Here is a 19,667-nt window from a genome sequence, read left to right as displayed (position 1 = left end):
TCGCAAGCCGATAGTACTCCAGATTTTTCAAGGTAAGCAGGAGACAAGATGGACGATGTTGTAAAGAAACGCGATGAGGCGCCGGAGACGGCCGCGCTCACGCGTCGCGGCTTTCTCGGTATGGCCGCGTCGGTGACGGCAGCGGCGACGGCAGCGGTACTGCCGACGTTGGCGAGCGCGGCGAGTGCCGCAAGCGATGAGCGCGACGTGCTCGAGGTTGCCATCATCGGCGCCGGGCTGGCAGGCCTGACCGCGGCACGTGACCTGAAACGTGCCGGATGCGAGTCGTTCGTCGTACTCGAGGCGCGCGACCGTGTCGGCGGACGCACCCTCAATCACGACCTCGGCAACGGCTATTTCTCGGAAGCGGGCGGCCAGTGGATCGGGCCGGGGCAGACCGCGGTCGCCGATCTGGCCCGCGAGCTGGGTGTCGGCACGTTTCCCACGTACTGGCAGGGCAAGTCCACGATGCTGGCCGGTGGCGCTCGTGCCGTAGTCGATACCGAGGGTGGATTCGGCACGGATCCGAAGATTGCGCATGAACTCGAGGAGATGGCCAGGAGCGTGCCGTCCGGCGCGCCATGGAAGGCGCCGCGCGCCGCCGAATTCGACGCGCTGTCGGTCGGCGACTGGCTGGCGAAAAAGAACATTGCACCGGCAGACCAGATCGGTTGGTCGACCGGCCTGGAGATTACCGGCGGCACCACGCCGGCAAGGCTGTCGCTCCTGCACTGGTTGTCGATGGTCAATTCGGCCGAATGCAATTACGACCGGCTCGAAGCGGTCAAGGGCGGTGCGCAGGAGACCCGTCTCTCGGGTGGCTCGCAGATCCTGTCGATCAAGATGGCGCAGGCGCTGGGCGACAAGGTCCGCCTGTCGACCCCCGTGCTGCGCATCGAGAACTGGCAGAACGGACCGGTTGCCATCCACACCCCGAATGGCGTGATCCGTGCGCGCAACGTGATCGTCGCGCTCTCGCCGACGCTGTGCAACCAGATCGCGTTCGACCCGCCGCTGCCGGAAAAACGCCGCGAAATGCAGCGCCGCTGGCCTGCGTTTGCGCCTGGACGCAAGACGACGCATGTCTACAAGAAAGCGTTCTGGCGCGACAAGGGCTTGAACGGCTGGATCTTTCAACCGAAGGGGCCGGTGTTATGGGCCTACGACAACTCGCCGGAGGATCTCTCGTTCGGCGTGATCAACGCGTTCGTGCACATCAGCATGCTGCCGGCCGACCCGAAGGCGGCCGAGGCCGAGCTTTCGCGCATCTATGCCGACGCGTTCGGCGACGAAGCACTGCATCCGATCGCGTTCCACCAGCGCGACTGGCTCAAGGCAGATAAATGGACGCTGACCTGCGTCTCGCCGATGCCGCCCGGTTTTCTCACCACGTACGGTGAAGCCTTGCATCCGTCTGTCGGCCGGCTGATCTGGTCGGGCACGGAAACGGCGGAAATCTGGGCGGGCTACATGGATGGTGCAGTGCGTTCCGGCCATAAGGCGGCATTGCAGGCGCTGCAGGCCGTGGCTGGGGGGAGGGCATGATGAATACCAATACCACAGCGAAACCACGCAGCCGCGGCAAGCGGATGTTCATCCTGTCGGGCTGGCTGCTGTTAGCTGTCGCCGTGGTCGCCGGCATCGTCTACGGACCGGAAGTCTATGGCTTGCTGCGAGTGAGCAACGAAATCGACCAGATCTCGAGCGACAACGCACGCGTGAACGGTCCATGGCCGCGCGCCAGCGATGCCTGCATTTACTGCCACGGCTTCGAAGGCAACGCGCGCACCCAGGCCTATCCGCGCCTGGCGGGTCAGAAAGAGGCTTATCTCAGGAAGCAGCTCACGGCATTCGCCAGTGGCGAGCGCAGCGATCCGACCATGACGCCGTTTGCACTCAGCCTGTCGGAGCGCGAGTTCGAGTCTTTGGTGACGCATTTCTCGCAGATGACGCCGTTGCCGAACACGTCCTTCCATGCCGATGCGGCGCGCGTGGCACGTGGCGAAGCGCTGGCCAAGGCCAACAATTGCGCCGCCTGCCACGGACAGCAGCTGGAGGGGAAGGACGCGTATCCGCGATTGGCCGGGCAAGGCTACGACTACCTGGTCGATCAGCTTACGAACTTCAAGAGCGGCACGCGCCGCGATGCCGCCGGTGTGATGGTGGCGATGGCCAGTCGGTTGTCGCAACGGGATATCGAAGACCTGGCGCAATTCATCGCCAGCCGATAAGAAGGAGCAAGACCATGACACAACACATGACACAACACATGACGCAACACGTGATGGTTAGCGACCCGCGCCGCTTCGTCGGCTGGCTGGCCGTGATCGGCGCGGTGCTCGGCTGGGGCATGGCGGTGCTGTATGCAGCCGCGGCCAATTTCGACGCCGAGGTTTTCGAACGTCCCGCCGCGATGCTTTCATTCGCTCCGGCGTCGCAGAACCTTTATCGATTGTCGATGTGGGCCGACATCCTCGGCTGGTATCTGCCGTTCCTGGCCGTTGGCGGCTATCTCTGGGGGCGGATGCGGCAGCGCGTGGGCGTACTGGCCGACATTGCCCTGACCGGGGTCGCCGCGTACGCCATCCTGGGGATCGTTGGCGCAGGCATGCTGAACCTCACGCTCGCACCGCTGGCCGGCCTGCATGCGGGCAACGACCCGATGGCCAGGATGGCAGCCGAAGCCATCTGGCCCACCCTGCAGAATGCCGCACAAGGTATCTGGAACGCTGAAGCACCGGTCCTGCTGCTGTGGGGAATCGTCGCAGCACGCTTCCTGCGCGCCGAGAAATGGGGCTTCGGCCGTCTGCTCACGTTCGATCTTTGCGTGTTCGGCATCGAGTTCATTCTCAATCTCATCGGCTGGCGGGATCTCGGCGAATTGGCGCTGCAGCTCACCCTCGCGATTCATCCTCTGTGGCTGTTTCTCTTCGGCAGCAGCTTACTGCGCGAACGCGCCCCGGCTCTCGTGGGCACCGGGATGGCGTCGGTCGCCTGACATGCCAGTTAATCATTGGAATTCATCATGGAATTAAAATTTTATCTTTATTGTCTTGCTGATCTTGCATTGATAGCGACCTCCCTCGTCTATGGTGTGAAACTCCTCAAGAAACGTAACTACCTCCTCGGGATCGAGTGGCTGGTTGTGACGTTCTCGGCGACGAATTTAATGATCAATGCCTTAACCGGCGCGCAGGTCTTTTATAGCATCTCGCTTTTTTGCGATGCGTTTTCCAGAGCTGTCGGCGTACCGGTTATCGCCATCGCGGGCATGATGGCTGTTACGCATCGATACAAGCCATCGATTTTCGCTGATGTCGTGTATGTGGTGGGTGCATTGGCGGCAGCCGTTATTGTGTGGGCAGCGGACTTTATGATTGAACCCAAGCCCTACTTCTATCTGGTGATGTGGTCTTTGTTCTCGATTTACCTCGCTTACTTTGCCAAGAGATTGCTGAGCGTCGGAGAAAAGCTTAACGCTGTTGGCGTGATCCTGGCACTGGTATCCGCGCAGACTATTGCGAGCATTTATGACTTCTACCATATACCTGGTGACGACGATCACGTGATTTTCTATATATTCGCGTTGCTTACCTGGTCTTACCAATCCGTTTCGTTGTATTACGCCTATTGTGCGTTGGAGCGCGCGCAGGAAAAGGAACCGAACCTCAATCGCGGTTATACCCTTCCTGACCTGGAGCACCATCGTTAACGGCCGCTTCGCTTGGCGGTATGTCCGACTTTGCTGCGACGCACCCTTCGAGACGGTGAAGCCGTTCAGTTGAGCACTGAACGGCACGTTTGCTTTGAATGGGAGAAGCCCATCCCATCGTCTTGATGCGACCGAAGCCCGAAGCGCTCCGGCTGCCGCCACACGCCCCTGCGGCACGCGAATTCGACTCGATTCGACATCGATTGCGCCGGGCTCCGTTGGTGTTTCCCCTATCTTCCTTTGTCTTGATTGTAGGCCGATTCGCCTCTACGATTAGGCCATCAATACGTAATAGATAGGCCATAGATACGCATCAATAGCTATTCACAACTGAGGAGATTCACATGCAGGCGACTGAGCAGATGAGGCTGGACCTGGCGCGTGACGGTGCCACCGTCGCACGGGGCTTGTTTTCCCCCGAGCGGCTCAAGCGGATGCGTGAGGCTTTCGATTACGGGGTCGCCCACCCGAGCCCGCAGCACGGCTACGCCTTCGAAGGCACGCCGGATGAGCATTTCAACGACTACGGCAACTTTGACAACCGCGACGTGCACGTCGCGACGATCAAGGCGTTGGCACTCGATGAATTTGTGGCGTCGCTTTGGGACTCCGAGCACGTGTGGTTTCTCGGCGAGGAAATCTTCATCAAGAAGGGGGGCAGGGCCGGCCGATCGCCGTGGCACCAGGACACCTCGTACTATCCGTTTAGCGGGCCACAGTTGCTCAACATCTGGACCTGTTTTGAGAGGATGCCCCGCAAGAATTCGCTCGAAGTCGTCCGAGGCTCCCACCTCGGCGTCCAGTACAACGGCACCTCCTACAACGACCCGCACGACCACACCAAGCCGTTGTGGGCGAACACCGACTGGCCCCAACTGCCCGACATCCAGGCCGACCGCGCGAAGAACCCTGCGTCGTGGGATGTCCTTTCCTGGGATCTGGAGCCCGGCGATGCGCTGTTGTTCCAATCCGGCTCCCTGCACGGTGGTGCTCCCGTGACCCCCGACTGTCCGGACCGCCACACACTGGTCTACCGGTTCTACGGCGACAAGCTGTTCTACCGGCCCTTGCCGACCGGGGGATGCAACTACCCCTATGACATCAGCGAGCTCAACGACCCATCGCTGACGCCGGGTGAGCCGTTCCGGGCCGCCTACTGCACGCAGTTGCGCTGACCCGTTCCGCGCGGCCTGTTTTCATCACACCATCCGAGTCAGAAGGCTTACATCATGACAGCAACTCACACACGGCAATCGATCGTTCCGCCCGCTTTCCAGGCGTTCCACGACGCCTATCACTTTTCGCCCGCGACCCGCGTGGGCGACACGATCTGGGTGTCCGGCCAGGTCGGAGCCGATGCCCAGGGGAACGTCGGCGAGGGCATGCAAGCGCAGGCACAGATTGCCTTCGAATCCCTGAAGATGGTTCTCGAGGCGGCGGGCGCGAGCCTGGCCGACGTAGTCGAGCTGACGACCTTCCACACCGACCTTCACGGGGAAATGGAAGCGTTCGCGACCGTCAAGGACCAGTACTTCCCGAGCCGCTATCCGTCGTGGTCGGCAGTGGGCGTGACGCAGTTGGCTCTCCCGGAGTTGTGCATCGAGATTCGGGCGGTGGCGGTGGCCGGTGCCGGGGCCGGCAAGGACTGAGTCTGGCGCGGAGTGGCGATGACCGACGGTGAAACCACCATCGACGACATCACGCTCCGCACGGCCTGCCACGCAGGCCACGAAGCGTATGGAATCGGAAGGAGAACGAAGATGAAGCAGCGCAGTATCGGAGCCGTGTCCGTCATCGCGGCCGCAGTATGTCTTGTGATCGGAACAACGGCCATGGCGGAGGACCTCACGCCGACAGGCGCAGAGCGCGCGGCCAGCAAGGACGGACTGGTGCCGGCGTTTGCCGGCAGGCAAGCCTCGCCTGCGGGCTGGGAGTGGGGCAAGGTTCGCGGCGACTTCTGGAAGCACAAGAGCGAAAAAGCCCTGTACACGATCGATGCGTCGAACGTCGATAAATACGCCGACAAACTGACGCCGGGGCAGATCCAGCTCGTCAAGCAGCTGAAGGGCTACCGCATGGACGTCTATCCGTCCCACCGCGAATGCCAGCCGCCGGAATTCGCCGAGCAGAATTCGAAGGCGAATCTCACGGCAGCGAAACTCGCTTCGGATGGCGAGAAAGTGCAGGCAGCGATGCTCCCGGGCGTGGCGTTTCCGCAGCCGAAGAACGGCGCCGAGGCGATCCTCAACTATGAGACACGGTACCGCGGCGAAGGCGTGGAGTGGGCGCCGGGTGTCACGGCCATTTCCCCGCGCCCGGGCGGTAACGACTGGATCGACAGCATCGGCCCGCAGGTCTTCTATTTCCCGGCGGGCAAGGAAGGCAAGACCACGCCGCAGGACGTCGACCAGTTCAACCTGGGCGCCTATTTCTCGGTCAACTCACCCGCGGCGCTGGCCGGACAGGCGTTCGTGCAACGCCAGTACTTCGACAAGGACTCGGAGACCTACTACTACTTCCCCGGACAGCGGCGCGTGCGACGCATGCCGGCTTATACGCATGACGCGCCGCTGATCGGCTACGAAAACCAGTATCTGATCGATGAATCCAACATGTTCAACGGCTCCATCGACCGCTTCAACTGGAAGCTCGTCGGCAAGAAGGAAATGATCGTCCCGTATAACGCGTTCGGCATGTACACCTTCAAGGACAAGCTGCACGATGTCGCTACGCCCAATGGCATCGCGTCCGATCATCGCCGCTACGAGGTGCACCGCGTGTGGGTCGTGGAAGCGACGCTCAAGTCCTCGGCGCGTCACGTTGCGTCGAAGAAAACCTTCTATCTGGACGAGGACAGCTGGCTTGCGCTGGTCGGCGAGGACTATGACGCGCAGGGCAAGCTCTGGAAGGTGCGCGAAAGCTATCCGATTCCGGTGTGGGAGCTGGGCGGCGCCTGTGATAACGAGCCGATGGCGCAGTACGACCTCAACAACGGCCGCTACGTGTTCGACGCATCGTCGATTGGCCAGGGCAAGGATATCCACTGGTACCAGCATATCAACGACCCGCGCTACAAGACGGACTTCTACACGGCCGAATCCCTGCGGTCGGTGAGCGAGCGCTGACGGTCGTCGAACAGATAAAAAATACAGAGCCGGCGTGTGCGGATGCGTCGCCGGCATCCGGTTTGGAGGAGTGGGGCGATGAAAGCGAAGAAGGTCGTTAGACGTACTACGGTTTCGATTGCTGTTCTGGGTGCGACGGCATCGGCCGCGTACGGGTATGACTTCACGACAGGGTTCAACGATCTGCAGGGCTCGTGGGTGACCAACCTGACGGCAGGCATGGGGATCCGCACCAAGAGCCCGAGCTGCTCGCTCACGGGCGACCCGAATGCGAACGGTTGCGGCGCGGCGGCCAACACCAATCAATGGGGGAACGCCGACAACGGCGACCTGAACTACCGCAAGGGGCAGCCGTTCAGCACCTACATCAGCGCGACCAGCGAACTGTTGCTGAAAATGCCGAGCGAAGGGCTGAAGTTCATGGTGCGCGGCACGGGGATGTACGACTTCATGGCGAAGAACACCGAGAGAACGCCGCTGTCGAGCACCGCGGCGGCGCAGGTGGTCTACAACGCGCAATTGCTCGACCTGTGGGCGGAGAAGGATTTCACGATCGGCGGGCGCAACGCGCACGTGCGGCTCGGCAACCAGGTGATCAACTGGGGCGAGAGCATGTTTGCGCAGAGCGGCATCAACTCGACCAATTCGCTCGACACCCAGAAGCTGCTGATTCCGGGCTCGCAGCTCAAACAGGCGCTGCTGCCGGCGCCGATGCTGAGCGTCGCCGCGGACCTGTCCCACGGCTTCAGCACCGAGGGCTACTACCAGTTCCAGTGGAACGGCAACCGCATCCCGCCGGTCGGTTCGTACTGGTCGGTCACGAACAGCCTCGGCCGTGGCACGGAACCGTTCACGCTCAACTCGACCAACCTGAACGTGGCCGGGCCGAGCGCGGGCACGATCGCGAACGCGATCGGCGGGCCAGGCGCAGCAGGCAACCAGGATACGCTGAACGCGATCAGGAACGGGCTCGTGAACGGCACCTACGCCGGGCCGCCGTTCAACGACATCGGCATTCCGATCACGACGAACCTGCCGGCTAAGTACCGGCCGCAGTTCGGCGTGAAGTTCAATTACTCGCCACGCTCGTTCGATGCGAACTTCGCGTTCTATTACGAGAACTACATCGACAAGTCGCCGGTGCTCGCGTCGCTGGCGAATGGCGCCGCACAGTGGTCGTATCTCGGCAATCGCCAACTGTTCGGCGTCAGCGCGAACTTCGGCCTTGGCCCGTGGGCGATCGGCACCGAACTGTCGTATCGGCCGCGCGACGCCGTCGCATTGTCGAGCTGCTTTGGCGCGGGCGGCCCGCTCGACCTGAACACCAACGGCGTGCCGGGCGTCGACTGCCAGCAATGGGCCGACAAGAAGAAATTCCAGCTCGACGTTAACGGCCTGCTGGCGCTCACGCGCAGCGAGTATCCGTTCCTGAAACTGCTCGGCGCGGATTCGGCCACGTTGACGTGGGAGCTGACGTGGATTCATTACCCGGGCCTGAATGCCAACGGCGTCACGCGCACGATCAACGGGCAGACGGTCACGCAGGTGCCCGCCGCCGGCTATCTGCCGTGGCTGAACAACAGCTCGGGGCTCGGCTATCCGATCGTGGCCGCGCAGGGCACGGCGAGTTCGGTGGGCGCGACGATCGATTTCAACTGGACCTACGACGGCACGCTGATTCACGGCTGGCAGGTGACGCCGGGCATCACGTTCTCCGACGGGCTCTATGGCTACACGCCGACGTTCACGGGCAACTACATGCAAGGCGCGAAGTCGGTGAACGTCTACGTGCTGTTCAACCAGAATCCGCCCAACTGGCAGGCGGGTATCAACTTCACGGCGTTCTTCGGCGGGCACCAGACGGTGGGGAACCCCTACTCGGATCGAAATTTCGTCGGGGTGTTCGTCACCCGGAACTTCTGACGCGCTAACCCGTGACATTTGAAGAGGTAATGCTGTGCTCAATCGTCTAGTCAGTGACCTGGAAAAACTCTTCTTCGGCCATCGTGCGATCGTGCTCGCGGTGATCGGCCTGTTCACCGTCGTGATGGCGGTGTTCGCGGTGCAGTTGCGCATGGACGCGGGCTTCGAGAAGCAGATGCCGATCGGCCATGAATACATCCGGACGTTCCAGAAATACCGGAACGATCTGCTCGGCGCGAACCGGATCACGGTTGTCGTGCGGGCCCGCAAGGGGGCGATCTGGACGCCCGACGGATTGACGCGCTTATACAAGGTGACGCAGGCGGTCACGTACCTGCCGAATGTCGACCGGATCGGCGTGCGCTCGCTGTGGACGCCGAATGCGTTCGTCAACGAAATCACCGACGAAGGGTTCCGTGCGGAGCCGATCATCTCGGGCAACATCACGCCCGACCAGTTGACGCCGGAGATCGTCGAGAAGATCCGTCGAGCCACGACGCTCGGCGGCTACGTCGGCACACTCGTGTCGCATAGCGAGGACAGCGCGATGATCACGGCCGAGCTGAACGAGCGCGATCGCGCGGGCAAGGTGCTCGACTACGTGGCGTTCAACCATCAGCTCGAAGCGCAGATCCGCAAGCCGTTCGAGGACGCCGGCTACGAAGTGCAGATCATCGGCTTCGCGAAGCAGATCGGCGACATCGCCGACGGTGCGACCGCCGTGCTCGGCTTCTGCGGGGTCGCGTTGCTGCTCACCGCGCTCGCTGTCTACTGGTATTGCCATTCGGTTCGCTTCACGGTGCTGCTGATTCTCTGCTCACTCACGTCGCTCGTGTGGCAGTTCGGCACGCTGAAGCTGCTGGGCTTCGGCCTCGATCCGCTCGCGGTGCTGGTGCCGTTCCTGGTGTTCGCGATCGGCGTGTCGCACGGCGTGCAGCAGGTGAACTTCATCGTGCGCGAGATCTCGCACGGGCATAGCTCGTATGAAGCGGCGCGGCGCAGCTTTAGCGGCCTGCTGATCCCGGGCGTGCTGGCGCTCATCACCGCGTTCGTGTCGTTCATCACGCTGCTGCTGATTCCGATTCCAATGGTGCGCGAGTTGGCCATCACCGCGTCGCTTGGCGTGGCGTACAAGATCGTGACGAACCTGATCCTGCTGCCGGTTGCCGCATCGTGCTTCAACTTCACGAAGACCTACGCGGACAACTCGCTGAAGCGCGCGCAGCAGCGTGCCAAGCCGCTGCGGGTGCTGGCGAAGGTGGCCGAACCGAATTATGCGGGCCTCACGCTTGCATTGACGGTGGTGGTGTTCGCGCTGGCCGCCTGGCAAAGCCGCGATCGCGTGATCGGCACGCTGCAGCCCGGTGCGCCGGAACTGCGCGCGGACGCGCGTTTCAACCGCGACGCGACGTCGATCGCCAGCAACTACGACATGGGCCTCGACTGGCTGACGGTCGCGATCGAGTCGAGCGGCACCGCGTGCGACAACCCGGCGGCCGGGCTGTATGAAGACGAGTTCTCGGCCGCGATGCGCACCGAGCCGGGCGTGGTGTCGGTGCAGTCGTATTCCGGGATGCTGCGCGCGTACAACCGGGGCTACAACGAGGATTATCCGAAGATGAACGTGGTGCCGATCGCGTCCGAAAACTACGGCGCGGTGTCGGTCGATGTGGGTCGCATCAAGGGCTTCATGAAAGCCGATTGCAGCATGACCGCCGTGCACCTGTTCCTGACCGACCACAAGGCGACGACGATCAACCGGATTCTCGACGACGTGAAGCAGTACCGCGCATCGCACGTGTTCCCGGGCATCAACGTCCGTCTCGCGGCAGGTAATGCCGGCGTGCTCGCGGCGACCAACGAAGAGGTGGCCGGCAGCGAATTGCCGATGATGCTGTATGTGTACGCGGCGATCCTGATTCTCGTGTTCCTTGCGTACCGCGACTGGCGCGCGATGATCGCGTGCTGCGTGCCGCTTTCGGTCGCGACCTTCATCGGCTACTGGTTCATGAAGGAACTGCAGATCGGTCTGACCGTAGCGACGCTGCCGGTGATGGTGCTGGCCGTCGGTATCGGCGTCGACTACGCGTTCTACATCTACAACCGGCTGCAGGTACACCTCGCGGGCGGGCAGACGATCGTGAAGGCGGTGCAGCACGCGATGCTCGAAGTCGGCGTGGCGACGATCTTCACGGCAATCACGCTGGCGATCGGCGTGGCGACGTGGAGCTTTTCGGCGCTGAAGTTCCAGGCCGACATGGGCAAGCTGCTGGCCTTTATGTTCCTGGTCAATTTGCTGATGGCGATGACGGCGCTGCCCGCGCTCGCGTCCGCTCTCGAGCGCTGGTTCCCGCGTCGCACGCCGGCGCGGGCACCGGGCCTGTTCAGTCACTGAAGCTTGCGAACCTCCCGACGGAGACTCAGCCATGATCAAGACATTCGTTGTTTGTACCGTACTTTGCGGTGCTGCAGCGGCATTTGCCCGGCTCCATGGGCCGATCGCGAACGGGGCCGGGCCGATTCACACGATCCCGACCCATGCAAAACCCGCGGGTGCACGCACCGTTGCCGTCGACGAATCGAACGTCGCGCCGTCGTTGAACGACGGCAAAACTCGACGACAGGCTTCGGCCGCGGAGGCGTCGACCGTGTCGTCGACCGTCGCGCTCGGCGAGTCGAAGGCGGGTTGGGCCGTTTTGTTCAACCACTGACGTTCGTGCACATCACGACAGAGATGCATCCATGATCAAGACTCTTTTTGCGTGTACCGCGCTCTGCGCTGCCGCGACCGCGTTCGCACAACCGCCAGGAACCGTTGCGGACTGGGCCGCGGTGCCCGCACATGCGTGGGCCGCGCCGGCCCACATGATGCTGATGGACGCGACGCGCGCCGGAAAACGCATCGTCGCCGTGGGTGAGCACGGCCTTGTTCTGCTGTCGGACGACGACGGCAAGTCGTTCCGGCAAGCCCATGCCGTGCGGAACTCGGCAACGCTGTCGGCCGTCACGTTTGCCGATGAGCAGCACGGCTGGGCGGTCGGTCAATGGGGCACGATTCTCGCGACCCGCGACGGTGGGGAAACCTGGCAGAAGCAGCGCATGGACACGTCGGTTGACCAGCCGCTGTTCTCCGTCATTTTCACGAGCCCGCAGGACGGGATTGCGGTCGGCCTGTGGTCGCTGATGCTGGTGACGCACGACGGCGGCAAGACGTGGAACAAGCAGACGCTGCCGAAGCCACCGGGTGGCGGGAAGGCGGACCGCAACCTGTACCACATCTTCCCGGATGGGAAGCGCGCGCTGTACATCGTGTCGGAGCAGGGGACGGTGCTGAAGTCGACCGACGGCGGTGCGAACTGGACGTACAGCGCGACGGGCGGCAAGGGCACGCTGTGGACGGGCGTGGCACTGCCCGACGGGCGGATCGTCGTGGCCGGGCTGCTCGGCAGCCTGTACCAGAGCAGCGACGGCGGTGCGACGTGGACGGCGCTGAACGTGGGCACGAAGAGCTCGATCACCGATCTCGTTGCGACTGGAAAGGGACTGATGGGCGTCGGGCTCGACGGCCTTGTGTTTCGGCAACGCGAGGGCAGCGCGTCGTTCGAGGTTCATCAGCGCGACGATCGGGCGACGCTCACCGCCGCACTGATCGACGGCGCCGGCAATGCGGTGCTGTTTTCGCAGGATGGGGTGCTCGACGCGCCCGGCGCGAAGCGATAACTCATTACCCGGTTCCGGGCGTGTCAGCGTGCGGGGAGCCATCTAAAGATTCAACCGTCGTTGCCGATATCTGGACATGGGCGAGTCTGGTTCCTCGACAGGTGAGCGTCGGCACATCTGCCCGGCAGCGAATGCCGTGAACGGAAGCGATCGCATCGGTCGCCGATTTGCGAAAGCATGCGCCACGCATCGGACGCACCGACAGCGCGCGAATGCTTGCGCAATCGCCAGGCCCGAACACGAATCGACAACCGGAAACAACATGGCCAACGTCTATCCTCCCCTTTCTGAAATTCACGTCGCGTCCGCGGGCGAGCATGCCGAGGTCGACGTGCTCAGGCAACTGGCCGACAAGCTTCCCGAGAGCTACGAACTGTTTCATGGCGTCGACTGGGCGCGCGCCGAGTCGCATCGCGACAGCCACGGCGAACTCGACATCGTCGTCGTCAATTCCTCCGGCGACATCGCCGTGCTCGAGGTGAAAGCAGGGGAAATCGAGACGAACGCCGGCGGCATGTTCAAGCAGTACGGCGGACAAAGGAAGGATATCGGGCGGCAGGCCGGCTGGCAGTTCAACTCGATCCTGAAGCGCCTGAAAGCCGAAAACCTCGACGTGCGGCTGCTGCATTGTCTCGTGCTGCCGCATTACCGCATCGCGGACGAAGGTACGATCGGCTATCCGCGCGAGCGTATTGCGGATGCGGAGGACTGCACGGATCTGGCGGGCTTCGTCCAGCGCAGGCTCGGGGCGGGCCGGCACGATCCGGCAAAGGAACGGGTGTGCGCGTTCCTGCTCGACCGCATGCCCGTCCAGCCCGACATTTCCGCGCAGGCGCGTGCGCTCCGGCTGCGTGTCGATGCGATCTCCGGCGGACTGGCGAGATGGGTGCCGCGCATTCGCGTCGCGAGCGGCGTCGTGCACGTGCGGGCGACGGCCGGGTCGGGCAAGACGCAACTGGCGCTCGCGTTGCTGCGACACGCGCATGTCGCCCGCAAGAAGGCGGCTTACGTGTGCTTCAATCGTCCGCTCGCCGATCAGATGCGCGAGTTTGCGCCATCGGGCACCGAGGTCGCGAGCTTTCACCTGTTGTGCTGGGAGTCGGCGGATCGTCCGCGCATCCAGCCCGACTTCGACGCACTCGCGAAACGCTACCTCGACGAGCGCGAGCGCGCGACGCCGGATCTCGACGTGCTCGTGATCGACGAACTGCAGGACATGCAGGCGGAGTGGGTACAGGCGCTGATTTCGCGCGTGCATGACGACGGGCGCATTTACCTGCTCGACGACCCGGAACAGTGCGTTTATCCGGATCGTGCACAGATCGAATTCGACGATGCGGTCGAGATTACCGCACGGGAGAATTACCGAAGCCCTCGCAAGGTCGCCGAGGCCATCAATCTGTTCCAGCTGACTGACGAACCGATCGCGCCGTGCGCACCGCTGACCGGCGTGCCGCCGGAATTCACGGTGTACGGCCCCGGCAGCAAGAACGTTGCGCGTGCGACGGCCGACGCCGTGCGCCGATGCCTGCAGCACGGCTACCCGCTGCAGGATATCGTCGTGCTCTGCTGGCGCGGTCGCGAGCATTCGGACCTGCTCGCCAACGACAGCCTCGCGGACTGGACGCTCGCGAAATTCACGGGCGCATACGACGAGAACGGGCATCCGGTCTGCTCCGATGGCGAACTGACGATCGAGACCGTGCGGCGCTTCAAGGGCCAGTCCGCGCCGGCGATCGTGCTCACCGAGGTCGACTTCGATCAGACCGACACGCTGTGGCCGCGTTTGCTGTTCGTCGGCTTGACGCGGGCGCGCATGCACGTGGAAGTCGTGATCTCCGAGACGGCGGCACGGACGCTGGAGCAGCGCCTGATGGCCGACGGAAGTCGCGACGTGTGATCCTGTCCGGGCGATCGGCGCGTTGCGAGCGCGGAACGGGACACGAAATGTCCCGCGTGCACCGTACGATGCGCGACGAACAACTGACCGGAGGTTCCGTGAACGCAATCGACAAGGTGACCATTGCCGTCTCCGCACGCGCGCTCTTCGATTTCGAGGAGGAAAACCGGGTGTTCCGCGAGGACGACCCGACTGCCTATCGCGCGCTTCAGGCGGCGCGGCTCGACGTGCCGGCAAATCCAGGCGCCGCCTTTGCGCTCGTGCGCAAGCTGCTCGCGTTCAACGACGGCGGGCGGGAAGACGTCGAAGTTGCGATTCTGTCGCGCAACGATCCGGTGACGGGCCTGCGCGTGTTCACGTCGGCCCGGCATCACGGGCTCTCGATCGGACGCGCGATCTTCACGAGCGGCGCGGCGCCGCATCGCTACCTGGGCCCGATGGGCGCGAGCCTCTTCCTGTCCGCGCACGCATCCGACGTTCGGGCCGCAACGGCGGCCGGATTTCCGGCCGCGCGGGTCTATCCGGCGTCAGCCGTCACGTCGGCATCGGACGACAACGTATTGCGTATCGCGTTCGACGGCGATTCGGTTCTGTTCAGCGACGAGGCGGAGCGCGTGTTTCGCCTGATGCGGCTCGAGCAGTTCATCGCCCACGAGGTTTGCCATGCGCGCACCCCGCTGCCGCCGGGGCCGCTCAAGCCGTTTCTCGACGCGCTGTGCCGGCTGCGTGCGCGGCGCGGCTCGCCGGTTGCCGTTCGGACCTCGCTGGTGACGGCCCGCAGCGCGCCCGCGCATGAACGCGCGATTCGCACGCTGATGGCTTGGGGCGTGACCATCGACGAGGCGATGTTTCTCGGCGGCCTGCCCAAGGCGCCTTTCCTCGCCGAATCCCGGCCCGACATCTTCTTCGACGACCACGTGCGCAATTGCGAGCCTGCTTCGCGACACGTGACGACGGGGCATGTGCCTTACGGAATCAACAACGAGGCGTAGCTTCCAGCGAAAAGGCGGTCAACCACACAAGTAGCTTCGTGGTGCGCGTGATGGCATCGCGACGAGCATTCTTGCATTTCGCGCACTGGTTAATTTCGAATCGCCACCCTCAACTTTTGTGTCGGGTTGCCGAAAAGGATGATATTGCGTGATGTGCTCGCGAGTACGGCATTCGTTCGCGCATCCGTTCGATTTCGTCCATCCAAACCACGAACCAACTACGAATCCGTATGCGACCTACCGCCAGCACGACATCGAACGACCTATACCAAACCGTATTGGATGAAATCGACGATTTGTTGAAGCAGCTCGATTTCGACACGACGGATCCGCGCATCGCGCAAACGATGGCGCAGGTCGAAACGCTCGTCGCCCCGGTTCGCGCCGATCTCGTTCAGCGCATCGACGCGCTCCGGCGACATGCGCGCTGGGACACGTTCACAATCGCGTTCTACGGTGAAACGAATGCCGGCAAATCGACGATCATCGAGACACTGCGCATTCTGCTCAACGAAAACACCAAAGCCGACACGCGTACGAGGTTTCGTGACCTCGAGGCGGAATTCGGACTCAGCGAACCCGCGTTGTCGGCGCTCCGACAATCGATCGACGATAGCAGCATGCGTCTGAATACCTTACGCGCGCAAGCCAGCGAACGTACCGTGCAGCTCGACGCCGACCGGGATGCGCTGGAGCGGGAACTGAATCGCCTGCGCGACCTGATTGCCACCACGAAGCAGGCAGCATCACTCTGGCAAAGATTCCTGCTCCTGCTCCGCAAGCTGCCGGAACAAGCGCTGCTCGCGCGTGGCGAACAGCAGCGACTCGAACTCGGGGCGGCGCACACGGCCGAACGTGAGCAACTGAACACGCAATGCGAGCACGCATTGAGCGCGCATCAGGCGCTAGAAGCTCGTCAGGCGAGCGCGCATGCGCAGATCGACAGCCTTGCACCGCACGCGGACGGGCACATCGTCGGCACCGGTAGTCCCGACTACACACTCGATACGCAAGGCTATACGTTCAACGCGCACGACCAGCGCTTCGAACTGCTCGACGTACCCGGCATCGAGGGCAAGGAAGCCCGTGTGATCGGCAGCATCCTTGGCGCGGTGAAAGCCGCGCACGCGGTCTTTTACGTGACCAGCAAGGCCGCAGCGCCGCAGACCGGCGACGAACACGGGCAAGGTACCCTCGAGAAGATTCGCGCGCATCTGGGTGACCAGACCGAAGTCTGGACGATCTACAACAAGCGGATCACCAATCCGATCCAGCTCGACAAGGCAGAGTTGCTGAGCCAAGGCGAGCGTGACAGTCTCGCGGTGCTCGACGAGACGATGCGTGAGCATCTGGGCGAACGATATCAGCGTTGTATCGCGTTGAGCGCACAGCCGGCGTTTCTCGCGGCGGCCGATTGTCTCGTGCCGCTGTCGGATGTTGCACGCAGTCGCGCGAAGTTTCTCGCGAAGGCGAGCGCCGGGGAACTGTTGTCGAAATCGGGATTCCAGCAGTTCGTCGAATGGCTGACCGGCAGCATGGTGACCGATTGCGACACGCGTATCCGGACTGCGAACGTGAACAAGGTACGCAGCGCCGTGCAGACTGCGACGGGAACCATCACGCTGATCCAACGCGACACCGTCGCGCCGCTCGCCACACAGCTGAAGAACGATTGGACACACGTCATCCAGCAACTTGAATTGGCGGTAGGCGGACTTGGCACCGCGTTGCAGACACTCGCGGATGGCGCGATCCGAACGTTCGAAACGAGCGTGCGCAAGAAGCTTTATAACCGCATCGACGCCGGTATCGACAACGACGATCTGAAGCACGCGCTGGGCGCTGCGATACGTGGCGAACAGGCCGTGCTCGAAGCCGCACTGCCGACGCAGATGAAAGCGCAGTTCGAGCGATTTCAGCAGGACGTGACCGATGTCCTCGAGCGATTCCAGCGGCGCGTCGAGCAGCTTCAGGATGCGTACCGCTCGATCGACGCGCCGGCGCTCGGCAAAGGGTTCGAATTGAACATGAAGTTCGACAGCGGCGTGAACTACATGTCGCTCGTTGCAGCACTCGCGGGTGGCCTGCTGATGTTCTGGAATCCGGCGGGCTGGGTGACGCTCGCAATCGGCGGCGTCACGCTCGTGGTGAGCCTCGCGAAGGCGCTCTGGGGGCTGGTCGACAGCGATTACAAGAAATCGCAGCAGCGCAAAGCCGTGAACGACAACATCGAGCGGATCGTCGATCGAATGCGCGACGAGATGAAACGCAGCAGCGACGACGTGATTGCGAACGTCGGCACACGGATCGACCAGATCGCGGCGGAAGTGGAGCGGTCGGTTGAGCAGGCCGCGCACGTGAACTCGGCGCTGATCCGGGTCTGCGCGAATCTCGCGCACTTGTCCAAAACAATGTCCGAAACAGAGAGGGTGTAATGGAACAAACGCTGGAATCTTTCAAGGAACGGCAGGCAGGAACGTTGAAGGTGCTTCACGCGCTTCAGGCGTTTCTCGCGCAGGGCGAGGCATTCGGAATCGAATCCGATCCGCACGTTAAGGCGAAACTAGACGGTGCGATCCGTAGCATCGAGGACGACAAGTTGCGTGTCGTGCTGATCGGTGGCTTCTCCGAGGGCAAGACGGCGATTGCGGCCGCGTGGCTTGAGCGGCTCGACAAATCGACGATGAAGATCAGCCATCAGGAGTCGTCGAACGCGGTGACGGTCTACGAGGCCGGCACGGATTGCGTATTGATCGACACACCCGGCCTGTTCGGCTTCAAGGAGCAATTCGATGCGCAGACGAACACGATCGAGAAGTACAAGGAGTTGACGCGCAAGTACGTAAGCGAAGCGCATCTGGTCGTGTACGTGATGGATCCCACCAACCCAATCAAGGAGAGCCACCGCGACGATCTGACGTGGCTGTTCCGGACGCTGAATCTGCTGCCGCGCACGGTTTTCGTGCTCAGCCGCTTCGACGCAGTCGCGGATGTCGAGGACGAGCATGAATATGTGCGGAATCTAGCGATCAAGAAGGAGAACGTCGTCAGCCGGTTGCGTGACCTGATCGCACTGAGTGATGCCGAGGCCGCCGAACTTGCGGTCGTCGCAGTGGCCGCCGACCCGTTCGAGATGGGAACCGAGCACTGGCTGTCAGATCTCGATCGCTTCAGGGCGCTGTCGCGTATCGGGCTGCTGCAACGCGCCACGTCGGAGAAGGTATCGGCGGCGGGCGGGGTCTCGGCGGTAGTCGACGAGACCAAGCGCAGCATCGTGCGGGACGTACTCGGCAAGCAATTGCCGATCGCCGTCCATAACGACGACAAGATTGCTCAGGAAGTCGACCGGCTCGAAACGATGAGCAATTTGCTGAAGAAGCAGTTGGTCACGGCCGATGCACGCATCGTCGACGTGCGAATCGGCCTGCGGCGCTTCGTCGTCGATTTCTTCACCGATCTGATTCTCCGGGCCAAAGGGGAGTCGATCCCGACGTTTTCGGAATTTTTCGAGCGGCACGTTGGCGCCGACGGCGCGGTGCTGAACGCGAACCTGCAGAACGCGTTCGAACAGCAGTTGCGCTCGGTGAAGTTCGAGGTCGGCAAGATGGCGGTCGGATTCGACGCGGAGGTCAACCACTTCAACGCGACAGTGCGTGCATACGGAAAACAGGGTATCGACTACGTGGTCAAGAGCGGCGTGATCAACAACACGTCGGTACTGGCCGCGCGCGATGGGATCGTCGGCGTCGCAAAGGTGATCGGGCTCGATCTGGGCAAGATGCTGAAATTCAAACCGTGGGGTGCGGTCAATCTCGCGAAAGGGCTCAACGGGATGCTATCGGTGTTGGGCCTCGCACTCGAGATCTGGGATTCGTGGGAACAGGCGAAGCGCGAGCAGGCATTTCGTGAAGTGATCGAGAAGATGGTCGAAAATTTCGAGAAACAGCGCGCGGAATTGCTTGATCTGATCGACGGGCCGCAGTTCGAAGATCAGTTCTTTCCTGAACTTGTCGAATTGCGCAGCAATGTCGCCGCTGTCGCTCAGAATGTGGCTGCCGGGCGGGCGAGGCGAGAGCAGTTCCATCACTGGCGCGAACGCGGCGAAGCAATCGACGCCGAGTTCCGGATGATCGACGCGGCGTAACTGGCTGCGAGAATACGAGGCGCGTTCTCGCGTGTCGACGGCTTGTCATCTGCCGTCGACACATCGCGCGGCTGCTGCAAACCAACCGGATGGGCGATTGCCGCAGCCTGCGCCCCGGGCAGCGTCTACACTGCTACCGAATGAACCGTGG

General features: G+C 62.6%; 16 protein-coding genes. 14 read left to right on the top strand and 2 right to left on the bottom strand.

From position 1 onward, the window contains the following. The first annotated feature begins 48 nt into the window (after nucleotides 1–48). The 9 genes from DID96_RS11820 (at nucleotide 49) to DID96_RS11780 (ending at nucleotide 11,155) form a co-directional block, all read left to right on the top strand. Nucleotides 49–1,545, top strand: coding sequence for an FAD-dependent oxidoreductase (locus DID96_RS11820; protein ID WP_124599500.1), 1,497 nt, complete (start codon nucleotides 49–51; stop codon nucleotides 1,543–1,545). Next, nucleotides 1,545–2,231, top strand: coding sequence for a c-type cytochrome (locus DID96_RS11815; protein WP_185732227.1), 687 nt, complete (start codon nucleotides 1,545–1,547; stop codon nucleotides 2,229–2,231). Before DID96_RS11820 ends, DID96_RS11815 begins: the two co-directional genes overlap by 1 nt. A gap of 14 nt (nucleotides 2,232–2,245) precedes the next feature. Continuing rightward, nucleotides 2,246–2,998, top strand: a complete 753-nt coding sequence (locus tag DID96_RS11810; protein ID WP_124599498.1) for a hypothetical protein — start codon at nucleotides 2,246–2,248, stop codon at nucleotides 2,996–2,998. 27 nt (nucleotides 2,999–3,025) lie between these two features. Next, nucleotides 3,026–3,712, top strand: a complete 687-nt coding sequence (locus DID96_RS11805) for a hypothetical protein (RefSeq protein ID WP_124599497.1) — start codon at nucleotides 3,026–3,028, stop codon at nucleotides 3,710–3,712. A 344-nt stretch (nucleotides 3,713–4,056) separates the two neighbouring features. Continuing rightward, the gene (locus DID96_RS11800) at nucleotides 4,057–4,887 is read left to right on the top strand and encodes a phytanoyl-CoA dioxygenase family protein (protein WP_124599496.1); all 831 of its coding nucleotides are present in this window, start codon (nucleotides 4,057–4,059) and stop codon (nucleotides 4,885–4,887) included. Nucleotides 4,888–4,941: 54 nt separating this feature from the next. After that, a complete protein-coding gene (locus DID96_RS11795) occupies nucleotides 4,942–5,361 on the top strand; it encodes a RidA family protein (RefSeq protein WP_124599495.1) in 420 nt (139 codons plus the stop codon). 111 nt (nucleotides 5,362–5,472) lie between these two features. Next, nucleotides 5,473–6,837: a DUF1329 domain-containing protein gene (locus tag DID96_RS11790; protein WP_124599590.1), complete on the top strand. Its 1,365-nt coding sequence runs from the start codon at nucleotides 5,473–5,475 to the stop codon at nucleotides 6,835–6,837. Nucleotides 6,838–6,915: 78 nt separating this feature from the next. Continuing rightward, entirely contained in the window at nucleotides 6,916–8,760 is a 1,845-nt protein-coding gene (locus tag DID96_RS11785; RefSeq protein WP_124599494.1) for a DUF1302 domain-containing protein, read from the top strand. Nucleotides 8,761–8,794: 34 nt separating this feature from the next. Further along, nucleotides 8,795–11,155 (top strand): RND family transporter, encoded by a 2,361-nt coding sequence (locus tag DID96_RS11780; RefSeq protein ID WP_124599493.1) that lies wholly within the window; start codon nucleotides 8,795–8,797, stop codon nucleotides 11,153–11,155. A gap of 126 nt (nucleotides 11,156–11,281) precedes the next feature. Here DID96_RS11780 and DID96_RS11775 read toward each other — a convergent pair whose 3' ends face one another. Beyond that, on the bottom strand, nucleotides 11,282–11,464 hold the full coding sequence (locus DID96_RS11775; RefSeq protein ID WP_124599492.1) for a hypothetical protein: 183 nt from the start codon (nucleotides 11,462–11,464) through the stop codon (nucleotides 11,282–11,284). A gap of 38 nt (nucleotides 11,465–11,502) precedes the next feature. Here DID96_RS11775 and DID96_RS11770 point away from each other — a divergent pair, with 38 nt between their 5' ends. The 3 genes from DID96_RS11770 (at nucleotide 11,503) to DID96_RS11760 (ending at nucleotide 15,372) form a co-directional block, all read left to right on the top strand. Then, the gene (locus tag DID96_RS11770) at nucleotides 11,503–12,480 is read left to right on the top strand and encodes a YCF48-related protein (protein WP_124599491.1); all 978 of its coding nucleotides are present in this window, start codon (nucleotides 11,503–11,505) and stop codon (nucleotides 12,478–12,480) included. A 262-nt stretch (nucleotides 12,481–12,742) separates the two neighbouring features. Continuing rightward, nucleotides 12,743–14,380, top strand: coding sequence for an ATP-dependent helicase (locus DID96_RS11765; RefSeq protein WP_124599490.1), 1,638 nt, complete (start codon nucleotides 12,743–12,745; stop codon nucleotides 14,378–14,380). A gap of 68 nt (nucleotides 14,381–14,448) precedes the next feature. Continuing rightward, nucleotides 14,449–15,372 (top strand): 5'-nucleotidase, encoded by a 924-nt coding sequence (locus tag DID96_RS11760; RefSeq protein WP_124599589.1) that lies wholly within the window; start codon nucleotides 14,449–14,451, stop codon nucleotides 15,370–15,372. 263 nt (nucleotides 15,373–15,635) lie between these two features. Here the strand turns inward: DID96_RS11760 and DID96_RS11755 are convergent, their stop codons facing one another. Then, complete coding sequence (locus DID96_RS11755; RefSeq protein WP_124599489.1) at nucleotides 15,636–15,974, bottom strand: hypothetical protein; 339 nt, start codon at nucleotides 15,972–15,974, stop codon at nucleotides 15,636–15,638. Between the two features lie 18 nt (nucleotides 15,975–15,992). Between DID96_RS11755 and DID96_RS11750 the strand changes: the two genes are divergently transcribed. Both DID96_RS11750 and DID96_RS11745 read left to right on the top strand, forming a co-directional pair. Beyond that, nucleotides 15,993–17,807, top strand: a complete 1,815-nt coding sequence (locus tag DID96_RS11750) for a hypothetical protein (RefSeq protein WP_124599488.1) — start codon at nucleotides 15,993–15,995, stop codon at nucleotides 17,805–17,807. Then, nucleotides 17,807–19,516 (top strand): LeoA/HP0731 family dynamin-like GTPase, encoded by a 1,710-nt coding sequence (locus DID96_RS11745; protein ID WP_124599487.1) that lies wholly within the window; start codon nucleotides 17,807–17,809, stop codon nucleotides 19,514–19,516. Before DID96_RS11750 ends, DID96_RS11745 begins: the two co-directional genes overlap by 1 nt. The last annotated feature ends 151 nt before the right edge of the window (nucleotides 19,517–19,667 follow it).

Source organism: Burkholderia sp. Bp8963 (assembly GCF_003854275.1).
Lineage (GTDB): Bacteria > Pseudomonadota > Gammaproteobacteria > Burkholderiales > Burkholderiaceae > Burkholderia.
This window is presented reverse-complemented; position numbering and strand designations above follow the sequence as displayed.

Bases quoted from the DNA above. Each gene is read 5' to 3' on its own strand.
- DID96_RS11815 (WP_185732227.1), top strand. From the start codon at position 1,545: ATGAATACCAATACCACAGCGAAACCACGCAGCCGCGGCAAGCGGATG.
- DID96_RS11770 (WP_124599491.1), top strand. From the start codon at position 11,503: ATGATCAAGACTCTTTTTGCGTGTACCGCGCTCTGCGCTGCCGCGACC.
- DID96_RS11805 (WP_124599497.1), top strand. From the start codon at position 3,026: ATGGAATTAAAATTTTATCTTTATTGTCTTGCTGATCTTGCATTGATA.
- DID96_RS11745 (WP_124599487.1), top strand. From the start codon at position 17,807: ATGGAACAAACGCTGGAATCTTTCAAGGAACGGCAGGCAGGAACGTTG.
- DID96_RS11750 (WP_124599488.1), top strand. From the start codon at position 15,993: ATGCGTCTGAATACCTTACGCGCGCAAGCCAGCGAACGTACCGTGCAG.
- DID96_RS11800 (WP_124599496.1), top strand. From the start codon at position 4,057: ATGCAGGCGACTGAGCAGATGAGGCTGGACCTGGCGCGTGACGGTGCC.
- DID96_RS11760 (WP_124599589.1), top strand. From the start codon at position 14,449: ATGCGCGACGAACAACTGACCGGAGGTTCCGTGAACGCAATCGACAAG.
- DID96_RS11790 (WP_124599590.1), top strand. From the start codon at position 5,473: ATGAAGCAGCGCAGTATCGGAGCCGTGTCCGTCATCGCGGCCGCAGTA.
- DID96_RS11765 (WP_124599490.1), top strand. From the start codon at position 12,743: ATGGCCAACGTCTATCCTCCCCTTTCTGAAATTCACGTCGCGTCCGCG.
- DID96_RS11820 (WP_124599500.1), top strand. From the start codon at position 49: ATGGACGATGTTGTAAAGAAACGCGATGAGGCGCCGGAGACGGCCGCG.
- DID96_RS11795 (WP_124599495.1), top strand. From the start codon at position 4,942: ATGACAGCAACTCACACACGGCAATCGATCGTTCCGCCCGCTTTCCAG.
- DID96_RS11785 (WP_124599494.1), top strand. From the start codon at position 6,916: ATGAAAGCGAAGAAGGTCGTTAGACGTACTACGGTTTCGATTGCTGTT.
- DID96_RS11810 (WP_124599498.1), top strand. From the start codon at position 2,246: ATGACACAACACATGACACAACACATGACGCAACACGTGATGGTTAGC.